The sequence below is a fragment of the Sneathiella aquimaris genome, from assembly GCF_026409565.1.
Lineage (GTDB): Bacteria > Pseudomonadota > Alphaproteobacteria > Sneathiellales > Sneathiellaceae > Sneathiella > Sneathiella aquimaris.
Genome location: NZ_CP112881.1, coordinates 3300084 through 3313912, shown reverse-complemented (window position 1 = coordinate 3313912; position 13829 = coordinate 3300084). Strand labels below are relative to the sequence as shown.

The 13829-nt window shown below is 50.7% G+C and carries 2 protein-coding genes; both read left to right on the top strand.

Annotated features, from left to right (window positions below; all coding sequences use genetic code 11):
* Window positions 1–203: 203 nt before the first annotated feature.
* Window positions 204–5165, top strand: coding sequence for an Ig-like domain-containing protein (locus OIR97_RS15505; RefSeq protein WP_169543139.1), 4962 nt, complete (start codon window positions 204–206; stop codon window positions 5163–5165).
* Window positions 5166–5427: 262 nt separating this feature from the next.
* Window positions 5428–13758: a calcium-binding protein gene (locus OIR97_RS15500; protein WP_267177731.1), complete on the top strand. Its 8331-nt coding sequence runs from the start codon at window positions 5428–5430 to the stop codon at window positions 13756–13758.
* Window positions 13759–13829 lie beyond the last annotated feature (71 nt).

The window sequence follows — 13829 nt, the reverse complement described above, 5'->3', positions numbered from 1 at the left end:
GATGCAGGTTTCCTTTGTTTCAAGGCGAAGTTTTCAGAGTTTTTAAATAAAAGTAAATTTTTTGTTAAAATTCACCCATATGGGGTATGACGAGTTCTTTTTACCCCTGTATGTTTTTTGTCAAATATGCGAAATCCGTGAAATATTGATTTCAATAAATAGATTTGTTCCACTCCAGCTCGGAAGTGTGAGAGGTTACTAAAATGGCTAAAACTGAAAATGGCGCGGTTACAGGTAGTTCAAGTGGTACTCTGGTCGTGGTGGAAGCTGGGCAGAATGTCCTGCTGGATATCGCCAATGCCGATCTTGTCGTTTTTTCGCAAGAGGGTAGCAATCTTGTTGTCACCTCTATTGCAGATGGGGCCTCTATTGTTCTGGAAGGCTTTTTCTCTCAAGCAGGAACGGATCTACCGCCACAGTTAACTCTGTCTGATGGGTCTGTTTTGACCGCAGCAGATGTTACCGGCCTGGTGGAAGAGTTTAATCCTGATCTCGTCGCACCTGCAGCCGGTGGTCCTGGCGCTGGTGGCGGTACCGGTGGTGGTGCTTCTTTTGGCGCTTATGGGGATGATGGCATTGGTGACGGCATTGGTATTGCCGGACTGCTTGATCCAACGGAACTCGGCTTCGGTGGGGATGATGTCATTGAAGAGTTCGTTAGTATTTTGCCAGGACAGCCCGATCTGTTGTTGAATGAAATTGGTTTAGGCGCCATCCGCTTCGGGTTTCTGCGGGAAAAACCAAATGATGAGAGTGAAATCCCAACACTTCAGAAAAGCGTTTATGATGATATCGAGCCTGAAGGTGATCTAGAGCTGACCGGAAAGCTGTTGGCGCTTGGTAATCCGGAAATTGACGACTTCATTGATTTCGCAGGTCGCAGCAAAGTTGACTTTATCGAGCTCCGGAATGCGTCTGATGCTCCGTTATCAACGGCGGGCAATGGGGGCGTAAACTCTCCTGACGGCGTTACCAGTGTTTCGATTATTGGTCCAAACGGGGATCCTGTTACTTTTGATCTTCCGGTCATAGAGGTGCCTGCCAACGGAAAGCTCGTCATTATGCAGGCGTCTTTTGAAGGAGACGATGAAGAAGATGAAGGCGCTGTTCAGACAGTCTACGTTGTCTTTGATGCCGATGGCGACCCTGTTAGTGGGGGTACTGTTTCTGACGGAGGTGAAGCTTGGCCAGTAGGCAGTGATACGTCAAGCGGACTGGGCGTTCTTCTGAGCTGGGCTGTGAACGGGGATGTTGTTGAACTGGATACTTTCCTGGCTAATGGTTACCGGTTTGAGCCAGAGAGCCTCAATGCAGGTTGGCTTGCCAATCCGGAGGTCGGCGGAGATCCTGTTGAGCTGGATATCTTTGGAGATAACGGCACGTTTAACGGCAAAATCCTTCTGCAGGAAGTTGTTGCGCCCGGTATTTTTGATGCCTATGCACCGATTAGTGCAGAACAGTTGGTTGAATGCAGCCCGATTGCGGAGACTTTCTTCCTTGATATCGCTGGCAACAATATTTTTGCCCGCGTCGATAACGCGGATACAGACACAGCAGAAGACTGGACCACAGGTCAAACACATTCTATTGGCGAAAACAATGATGTTAGCGACCCCAATCCGCAAGACCCGTATAATGACGATATGAATCCGGGTCAGGCAGAAGGGCCTGAGGCGGCGCCCGGGGAAGAAACCGACAATAATGGTCAGAATGTCATTATTGTGGGCGTTAATGATGATGACTTCACAGACGGTGAAAGTGACGTGGTCAATGGTGGGCGTGGTCAGGACTTCCTGTTTGGTGATGAAAACAATAATGATCTGAGCGGCGGCGAGCATAACGACTATCTGGATGGCGGCGCTGGCAACGATATGTTGATGGGTGACAGCGGCGGTGACGTGATTATTGATGATCAAGGTCAGGACGTGATGGTTGGTGGTACTGGTTCTGACGTGATTTTTGGGCGCCGGGACAGTGAGGATGATACGCTGGACGGTGGTTCAGGAAATGATATCGGCAAGCCTATTCCTTTGGGTAAGGTATTGCTCGGCGCAGAGGCGGGCGACGAAATTGGAAACGAAAACCCTTTCGGTTACAACGAGTATGGTACGGGAGACCTGCTTATAGGTGATGACATTATCTCTGGTGGTTGGGGTAATGATTTCGGTAAGAAAGGAGGTCCTGAGCAAAATGGTGATTTTGGTCCACGGGCTCTTCTTGTAGAGGATGATATCCTCGTTGGTGGATTTGGAAATGACCAGTTTGGTGATCCGCAACAATATATGCGCGATATCATGGTGGCCGGAGATGGAAACGACATTATTTATGGTGATAATGCAGGTCTTAGTTTTTACGGCAATGCATCAGAAGAATTTACACCTGAAGACATTAATTCATTTTATTACGCGATCCTGAGCAGTCTGGGATATGGCGCCAGTGCAGAAGACTTTGCAGAAGTTTATCGCGATGCAGTTCAATGGAATTATGGTGGCGCAGATCTGATCTATGGTGGTTGGGGCGCTGACCTGATTTTTGGTCAGGGCGGCGATGATGCTATTTTGGCAGGCCACGGCAACGATACGGTTGCGGGTGGTTCCGGCGCCGATAAAATACGGGGCAATGGCGGGTATGACTTCCTGTTGGGCGATACAGGTAACGACACCATTTATGGCGACGCCGGCTCTGATGTAATTCATGGTCAGGAAGATGATGACCTTCTCTATGGCGGTGATGGCAACGACGAAATGACCGGCGGAATTGGTAATGATCTTATGTATGGTGGTGCCGGAAATGATGAAATGGACGGCAATGACGGTCAGGACGTTATGTACGGCGACGATGGTCGGGACGATATGCATGGCGGTAACGGCAATGACATTATGTATGGCGGTGCTGGTAATGATCACATTGGCGGTGGCAGCGGCAACGATATAATGCATGGCGGCGACGCCAATGACGACATGCACGGTGATCAGGGTGACGATCTAATGTATGGTGGTGCCGGAAATGATGAAATGGACGGCAATGACGGTCAGGACGTTATGTATGGCGACGATGGTCGGGACGAAATGCATGGCGGTAACGGCAATGACATTATGTATGGCGGTGCTGGTAATGATCACATTGGCGGTGGCAGCGGTAACGATATAATGCATGGCGGCGACGCCAGTGACGACATGCACGGTGATCAGGGTGACGATCTTATGTATGGCGGTGCCGGAAATGATGAAATGGTCGGCAATGACGGTCAGGATGCCATGTTCGGCGATGATGGTCAGGATGACATGCATGGCGGCGACGGCAATGACAGCATGTTTGGCGATGCAGGTAATGACCGCATGTATGGTGGTACCGGCAACGACACTCTTTATGGGGGCGCTGACAACGACGTCATGGATGGTGGTCAGGATGATGACCTGATGTATGGCGAGGCAGGCGATGATGTGATGCTTGGCGCTGGGGGTGATGATACGCTTTACGGTGGTAGTGGAAGTTTTGATGTCCTGTATGGTGGTGACAATAATGATTTGCTATATGGCGATGATGGCGCGGATGCCCTGATCGGCGATGATGATATTCTATTCGGCGGCGCCGGCGGGGATACCTTGTTTGGTAACGGTGGAGGGGATAGTTTGCACGGGGATGCAGGCGACGATTTCCTTGCAGGCCAAACAGGTTCTGATCTTCTGGAAGGTGGCGCTGGTAATGACACGCTGGAAGGTAACGTCGGTGATGATACGTTGGACGGTGGTCTGAACGACGACCTTCTACGCTGGACAGCCGGTGAAGAGGACGGCGGTTCGACAGATGCTTATTCAGGTGGCAGCGGCACGGATACACTTGAGCTTTACCTGACGCAGGCTGAGTTTGATGCGCATGAGGCTGCTATTGCTGAATTTGCAAATCGCGTTGAGAACGGTGAATCGGATACCCTTGTTATTAATGGTCGCGCACTGACGGCTGAACAGGTTGAACATGTCGCGGTTCATGTGGATGGTCTGGAAATCCCTGTTTTGATCGATGACAGTTTCGTAACGGATGAAGATACGGATATTACGGCGCGCGTTACAGCGGATCTTGCGACGCCAGGTCAGGATTTTATTCCGAATGCTGGCGGAACCGTTTTTGATATGCCGGACCAGGTGACTGTCGCTGTACCTAATGTGACTACAACTTGGTTTGTAATTAATTGGGTAGATAATGGCAGTTCAGTCTGGAGTATGTCTCTTGAAGCTTTCGGAAACGATTACGGTGATCTTATTTTTGATGCGTCTGATCCAGAGAATGTAACAGTCACCTTGGATATTCCTGCGGGCGGATCTTCGTTCGATGATTTGATTGATGGCCAGTCAGGGACGGTAACATTTGACTACGGTGCTCATAAGGAAGGTTCTGAAACAGCTACGATCACCATCACAGTGAACGGTAAGGACGAGCCGATTGTTGCTGCCGATGACATCGTTATCACCAATTCGGAAGCCCCTATTGATATTCCTGAATATGGCATGCTGGCGAATGATGTTGATCCGGAAGGCGATGCTTTGTCTGTTGGCTCTGTCGATAGTCCAGCAACATCTGCGGGTGGATATTCGACTGTTACACCATCAGGTGATCCAAATGCGGATGTTGTTTTTGGATATGAAGCATCAGACGGAAATGATGGTGATTCTGCTGATGTTACCGTTGAGTATCAGGGCTTTGATCAGGGAATTGGAAAACCGGTTCTGCATTCAGGCTTCCTGCAAGGTGATGACCGTTCCGAAATTGCAATTGGTAGTGACGGGGCTGATACAATTGTCGGCGGTGGCGGTGACGATACGATCGCCGGTGGCGGCGGTAATGACGTTATCGAAGGCGGTGCCGGAGCAGATGTCGTTCATTTTTATGATGTGGACGATGGCGATGACATCCTTCTTGATTTTGATGTGAACGAGGATGTGGTCAATCTGGATGCCTTGTTTGATGAATTGGGAATAGCAGGGGCCGAGAATCGGGCCGATTTGGTCATTTTGGACGAAAATGCGGGAAGCACGACCATTACGGTTAGTGGGGAGAGCGATTTTTCCATAACCCTTTATAACGTTGACCTCGGGGACCATAACGGAGACGTTTCTGCCTCTGACCTTTTGACAGCCAAGGGTATTAACGTAGGTGACGAAAGCTGATTTCTGAAGCTCACTGAATATAAAGTCTTTGAAAAGCCCGGCATTTTTGCCGGGCTTTTTGTTGGCATCCCCAATAAGGGGGATAAAAAAAGCAAACTATTTTAGACGAAATTTCAAAAAAGGCATTCCTGTCCCCGTTATGAGGTATGACATCAGTTGATTAACTGAATAGTCTCCTTCTCAATTATAGTTCTGTCATCTGCAATGGATGAAACAGGTAAATACATTCCTATCAGGGGATATGAGGGTAAGGATTACGAATATGGCTAAAAGTGAAAACGGCGTAGTAACAGGTACCTCCGGCGGCACAATTGTCGAAGTTGAAGCAGGTCAGAATATTCTTCTGGATATTGAAAATGCGGATTTGGTCGTCTTTTCACAAGACGGCAGTAACTTGGTTATTACGTCAATTGCTGATGGCACCTCTGTGGTTCTTGATGGCTTTTTCTCTCAAGCTGCGACCGACCTTCCTCCTCAACTAACACTTTCTGATGGCTCTGTTGTAACAGCAGCAGATGTTACTGGCCTTGTCGAAGAGTTCAATCCAGATCTGGTTGCCCCAGCAGCGGGTGGTCCTGGTGCTGGCGGAACGGGCGGCGGTGCTTCCTTCGGTGCATATGGTGACGACGGCATTGGTGATGGTATCGGTATTTCTAACCTGCTTGATCCAACGGAACTTGGTTTTCCTGCTGATGGCCCACCAGAAGAATTTATCGCAATCCCTGGCGCCCCTGAATTGGATCTGAATGAAATTGGGTTGGGCGCTCTGCGTTTCTCGACACCACGGGATGAGCAAGAACGCTCAGCGCGTGTTGCTAGCGAAGACGAGGGTGATGAAGCTCTGACGGAAGCTTTGTTGGCATTAGGCAACCCAACAGTTACAAATTTCATTGATGCTGCAGGAAACAGTTCTGTTGATTTTATTGAACTTCGCAACACGACAAATCTTGTACAGTCGACAGCTGGCAACGGACCGTCAACGGTTGGTGACGGCATTACATCGCTTTCAATTATTGGCCCGGATGGTGACCCGGTCACTTTCGATCTTCCAACTGTTGATATTCCTGCGAACGGTAAGCTGGTTATCATGCAGCTTGAATCACAAGAGGAAGAGGGCGCGCCACAGACAATTTACGTTATCTTTGACGGAGACGGCGTCCCGCAAAGTGCTGGCGGTGTGACAAGTGGTGACTGGCCAATGGGTCTCAACACAACACAGCCATTGGGCGTGCTTCTGACTTGGGCCTTGAACGGTGACGTTACTGAATTGGATACGTTCCTTGCCAATGGTGCACAGTTTGAACCGGCCTTTTTGAATTCTGGCTGGGAAGGCTCTCCAGACGGCGGTGTCGGTCTTGACATCTTTGGAGATAGCGAAACGTTCAATGGTCAAATCGCGACGCAGGAAGTTGTTGCGGAACAGGTGTTCGATGAATATGCGCCTATTAGTCTCGATGACATGGTTGCGCAAAGCCCACTTGGCGAAAATTTCTTCCACGACATCGATATTAATAATGTTTTTGCGCGTGTCGACAATGCCGATACCAACACGGCGGGGGACTGGACAACAGGCCTGACACCAACTGTTGGCAACAACAATGATGCCTACGATCCGAACCCTCAGGATCCGTATAATGATGATATGAATCCGGGGCAGGCAGAAGGACCGGAGCCAACACCGGAAGAGCTGATCGATAATGATGGTCAGAATGTCATCGTTGTGGGAACAAATGACGAAGATTTCACCAATGATGAAACTGGTGTGGTCGAAGGTGGCCGGGCACAGGACTTCCTTATCGGTGACGAAACAGAAAACACACTGAGCGGTGGCGAGCATAACGACTATCTGGACGGTGGCGCTGGCAACGATATTCTGATGGGCGACAGCGGCGGTGATGTGATCATTGATGATCAGGGCCGGGATATGTTGGTTGGCGGCACTGGAACTGACGTCATTTTTGGTCGTCGGGACGGTGTAGATGACACACTGGACGGTGGTTCTGGAAATGACATCGGCAAGCCTTTGCCTTTGGGTAAAGGGTTTTATGGTTCAGAAGGTGGCGACGAAATCGGCAATGAAAATCCGTTCGGATATAATGAATACGGGACGGGTGATCTGTTGATCGGTGATGAAATCATCTCAGGTGGCTGGGGTAATGATTTCGGCAAAAAAGAGTTCCCTATTCAAAATGGTGATTTCTCTCCGAATGCTCTGTTTGTAGAAGACGACATTCTACAGGGCGGTATTGGAAACGACCAGTTCGGTGATCCGCAGCAATATATGCGGGATATCATTGTTGCAGGTGACGGAAGCGACATTATTTATGGCGATAATGCGGGTCTGGATATATTCGGACAGGACGCGGAAGAGTTTACGCCAGATGACATCAACTCCCTTTATTTCCAGATCATGTTCGGTCTCTATAATGGTACAGCAGGTGCTGTTTCTGCGTACCGTAACGCTGTGGAATGGAACTATGGCGGTGCAGACCTGATCTACGGCGGCTGGGGGCATGACGTTATTTTCGGTCAGGGCGGCGATGATGCTATTTTGGCAGGCCACGGCAACGATACGGTTGCGGGTGGGTCAGGCAATGACATGATCCGCGGTAACGGCGGTCATGATCTGCTGATCGGCGACACGGGCGATGATACAATGTTCGGCGATAATGGCGACGATCGTATGTTCGGCCTTGAAGACAATGACCTGATGTATGGCGGCAAAGGTGACGACACCATGAGCGGTGGATCAGGCAACGACGTCATGTATGGTGGCGACGACAATGACACGATGGAAGGCAACGGCGGCGACGACATCATGTATGGCGACGCAGGCAGCGATGATATGCACGGTGATGGTGGCGATGACATCATGTATGGCGGTGCAGGCAATGATCATATGGGTGGTGGTTCTGGTAACGACCTGATGTATGGCGGCGGCGCAGGTGATGACATGCACGGCGATAGTGGCGACGACATCATGTATGGCGGTGCAGGCAATGATCATATGGGTGGTGGTTCTGGTAACGACCTGATGTATGGCGGCAAAGGTGACGACACCATGAGCGGTGGATCAGGCAACGACGTCATGTATGGTGGCGCAGGTCGTGACACGATGGAAGGCAACGACGGCGACGACATCATGTATGGCGACGCAGGCAGCGATGATATGCACGGTGATGGTGGCGATGACATCATGTATGGCGGTGCAGGCAATGATCATATGGGTGGTGGTTCTGGTAACGACCTGATGTATGGCGGCGGCGCAGGTGATGACATGCACGGCGATAGTGGCGACGACATCATGTATGGCGGTGCAGGCAATGATCATATGGGTGGTGGTTCTGGTAACGACCTGATGTATGGCGGTGATGCTGGCGATGATATGACAGGTGGCGCAGGAAATGATGCCATGTATGGTGGCGCAGGTCGTGACACGATGGAAGGCAACGACGGCGACGACATCATGTATGGCGACGCTGGCCGTGATGACATGTCCGGTGGAGCTGGCCGCGATACGATGTTTGGTGGTGCCGGCCGTGATACCATGGAAGGTAACGGTGGCAGTGATCTGATGTACGGCGGCACTGGCGGTGACAGCATGTCCGGTGATGGCGGTCGCGATGTCATGTTTGGCGAAGATGGTAACGACCAGATGGATGGTGGCGCAGGTCGCGACTCTATGTCTGGTGGTGAAGATGATGACACCATGCTGGGCGGCGAAGGCGCCGATACGATGCACGGTGATGCCGGTGATGACAGCATGTCTGGCGAAGATGGTGACGACTGGATGCACGGCGGTACCGGTAACGACGATATGTCTGGTGGTGATGGTACGGATACCATGTTTGGCGGTTCCGGCAGTGCTGATGTTATGTATGGCGATGCCGGTGATGATCTGATGTATGGCGATAACGGTGATAATGCCGAAGTCGGTGATGACGACACAATGTTCGGCGGGGCCGGAAATGACAATATGTTCGGTGAAGGCGGAGCAGATGTCATGTATGGCGATGGCATCGGTGAAAATGGATCAAGTGCGAACGGTGATGTTAATATCAATCGTGTTAGTGGTAATACCAGCCATTTGACCGCTCAGAACCTGGATAGTGGTTTTGGGTTGCAAGAAGATCCGAACGTTCAGAATTCTGCAACGGATCCTCATGTATCTGTCGCGTCTGTCAGTGACGGTGGAAAAGAATGGTATAGCTTCACCGTGACAGAAGATGGCTCTTTGGTCGTTTTGGATATTGATGGTGGAATGACCTATAGTAATACAACAGGGGCCACAGACGCGGAACTTTTCTTATTCGATGCTGCCGGTAATCTGATCGCGTTTAACGACGACAATGGCCGTGATTCTGGATCAGTAGAAACAAATCTTGATCCGCGTCTCAGTACGACTTTGAACGCTGGTGTTTATTATATCGCGATTGCAGATTTCCCATCCGAAGCATCTGACGGGTTTAATGTCAGCGGCGCTAGTCTCGACGCCGGCGATAGCTACACTCTCAACGTTTCTGTTGAAAATTTTGCCGTAACTGAATTAGGCGATGACACGATGGCTGGCGGAGCCGGTGATGATGTCATGTTTGGTGATGATGGCGATGATGCCGCATCCGGTGGAAATGACCTGATGTATGGTGATGCCGGAAACGACACAATGTCTGGCGAAGGTGGCGATGACATCATGTCTGGTGGAACCGGTCGCGATGAAATGTCCGGTGGTGCTGGCAATGACCAGATGTCTGGTGGTTCTGGTCGTGACACAATGACCGGCGGTGCTGGTGATGACGTGATGTATGGTGATGCCGGTAACGACAGTATGTCCGGCGGTGCAGGCAATGACTTTATGTCTGGTGGTGCTGGCCGAGACACAATGTCCGGCGGTGCAGGCAATGACGTGATGTTTGGTGATGCCGGTAATGATGAAATGTCTGGCGGTGCCGGTAACGACTTTATGTCTGGCGGAACCGGTCGGGATGAAATGTCCGGCGGTGCAGGCAACGACTTTATGTCTGGTGGTTCCGGTCGTGACACAATGACCGGCGATACGGGTGAAGACGTTATGTATGGTGACGCCGGTAATGATGACATGTCTGGCGGTGCCGGTAACGACTTTATGTCCGGTGGTCGAGGTCGTGATGACATGTCCGGCGATGCAGGCGATGACCTTATGTATGGCGGTAGAGGCCATGACACAATGTCTGGCGGTGCCGGTAATGACGTTATGTCCGGTGGTGCCCACAATGATCTGATCTTCGGTGACGCTGGAGATGATGTTATTCTTGGCGGAACGGGTGACGATACTGTCTGGGGTGGTAGTAATAACAACTACAACGACGGTCCTGGTTCTAGCGGCAACGACTATGTTGAACTAGGAAAAGGGAATGACCGTTTTGATGATAACTTCATCAATAGTGGGCAGGATACGGTTCTGGGTGGTGACGGCAACGACATCATGTGGACCGGCGACGGCGATGACCTGCTTTATGGTGATGCTGGTAACGATCGGTTGTTCGGCGAAAACGGCAATGATCATATGGAAGGCGGTTCCGGTCAGGACAACATGAGCGGTGGATCTGGTGACGATACCATGCTGGGCGGTGACGACAACGACGTCATGCGCGGGGATGCTGGTGATGACAGCATGTCCGGTGACGCTGGTGATGACTGGATGCATGGCGGTAGCGGCAATGACGATATGTCAGGCGGCGACGGTGTTGACACCATGTTCGGTGGTGCCGGAAGTGCTGATGTCATGGATGGTGGTGCTGGTAACGACCTGATGTATGGTGACAACGGCGACGATGCCGAAGTTGGTGACAATGACACTATGCGCGGTGGTGACGGCGATGATGTGATGTTCGGCGAAGGCGGAGCTGATGTCATGTACGGCAATGACGGTCGTGACAATATGTCTGGCGGTGCCGGTAATGATGTGATGTTCGGCGATGATGGTGCTGACGTTATGTATGGTGACGCCGGTAATGATGACATGTATGGCGGTGCCGGTAATGACGTTATGTCCGGTGGTGCCCACAATGATCTGATCTTCGGTGACGCTGGGGATGATAATATTTCTGGTGGTGACGGTGACGATACTGTCTGGGGCGGTAGTAACAACAACCACAACGATGGTGTGGGTTCCAGCGGTAATGATTATGTTGATCTTGGTGATGGTAATGATCGCTTTGATGACAACTCCATTAATAGCGGCCAGGACACGGTTCTAGGTGGTGCCGGTAACGACGCCATGTGGACCGGTGACGGCGATGACCTGCTTTATGGTGATGCTGGTACCGATCGGATGTTCGGCGAAGGTGGCAATGATCATATGGAAGGCGGTTCCGGTCAGGACAACATGCGCGGTGGATCTGGTGACGATACCATGCTGGGCGGTGACGACAACGACGTCATGCGCGGGGATGCTGGTGATGACAGCATGTCCGGTGACGCGGGTGATGACTGGGTGTTCGGCCAAGGCGGAGCGGACGTCATGTACGGCGGCGACGGTAATGATACACTGTCAGGCGGTGCCGGTAATGACGTTATTGACGGCGGTCGGAACAACGATGTTCTTCGCGGCGATTCGGGTGACGATGTTCTGGATGGTGGTCGTGGCCGTGATGATCTGGAAGGCGGTTCAGGAGACGACCATCTGATTGGTGGTCGTGGACATGATACGCTGACCGGTGGATCAGGTGACGATACTGTTGAAGGTGGTCGCGGAAACGACACCCTGCGTTGGACAATGTCTGATCAGGAGAATGTTTCTACGGATACTTACAATGGTGGCAATAATGGCGATACGCTTGAATTGTTCTTCACACAGGCAGAGTTCGATGCAAACGAAGATGCAATCGCTGAATTTGCCAACCGTGTTGAAAACGGTGAAACCGACGCGACATTGACAATTGGGGGCCGTACTCTGGTTGCCAATAACATCGAAAATGTTGCGGTGATGGTTGATAATGTTGAAATCCCCGTCCTGATCGATGATCTTATCGAAACAGACGAGAATGTTGACAGCCTTGGCAACACGATTACAGCGACTCTGTCAACGCCGACACAGGACTTCATTCCGAATGACGGCGATGTATCCTTTAATCCTCCTGGGGCGGTCGCTGTGACCATGCCGGGAGCAGCCTTCCCGCAGACATTTGCCGAAGGGGACTGGAACCAGGTTGGACAGGTTTGGACTATCGATCTTGTCGACGGTGCTGATAACTACGGTACCTTGACATTCGATGCTTCCGATCCTGAAAATGTTCAGGTTAGTCTGGATGTTCCAGCTGGTCAGGATACAATTTACGATCCTATGGATGATGGAGATCAGGCGCAGATCGTTTTTGATTATTCTGCAACAGTAGATGGCGTTGAAGATGCAACTGTGACCATCAACATCAACGGTGTGAACGATGCGCCAGTTGCTGGCGATGACATTGTTATCACCAATACATTGGACGGTATCTATGTTCCTCAATATGCAATGCTGGCCAACGATACTGATATCGAAGGTGATCCATTGAATGTTGCGAGCGTTACACCAGATGCTTCTTTGGATGGTGATGACGTTTATGTTCCAGGCTCAAATCGTATCATTAACGGTAGTTTCGAAGATCATGGAACTGACGTGAATGTAGGACATGGTTCATGGGCCACATACAATAGTGTCCCTGGATGGTTTATTGATCAGGCTGGTGCGGATGCGCCGATCGAATTGCAGTTTGGTGGTACTGGTGGTATCGGTGCTCAGGACGGCAACACAAAAATGGAGCTGGATAGCCATAACGAGGGGGGCTACACACAAAGCAACTCTCATGTCTATCAGGATGTTTCAACCACCCCAGGTGAAGAGCTGACTGTCAGTTTCTGGTATTCCCCACGTTCGACAAATTCTACGAACGACGTGGAAGTCTACTGGGATGGTGAACTTCTGACGACATTAAGCGGGACGACAAAAGGATGGACAGAGTTCTCCTTTGAAGTTGAAGCTGGTAGTGGAACAGAAACCCGTCTTGAATTCCATGGCTTGCCAACGGAAGACACGCAAGGCGGTTACATTGACAACGTTTATGTTGGTGACCGTGACTATGATTACCAGGTAAGTGATGGTGATCTGGAAGATACAGGACATGTTGACGTCCAGTATCAGACAGGAAACTACCTTGCCGGTGGCGATGCGAACGAAATCATTATCGGCGGTGATGATGCTGATACGATTTCCGGCGGTGACGGTGATGATACGTTGATTGGCGGCGAAGGAAATGACGTGTTGGATGCTGGCGACGGCGAAGATACATTCCATTACTCTGATGCCGATACCGATGGCGATGACATCATTCTGAATTTCGATGAAAATGATGATGCCATTAATCTGGATGCAGTATTTGATGAACTGGGAATTGCACCGGATGCCCGTGCAGATATGGTCAACCTGACATTGGATAGCGGCAATACCGTTATTACCGTCGATGGCCAGTCAGATTTCTCCATCACTGTTCAGGGATCAGACCTTACAGGGGACGGTTCGCTGACACAGGAACAGCTTCTGGCGCAGAACGGAATTGTGGTTAGTGACGAAAGCTAATTACAAAACCTTTCTATGAAACTGAGAAAGCCCGGCAATCTGCCGGGCTTTTTTTTGGCTTTCACGTTTCA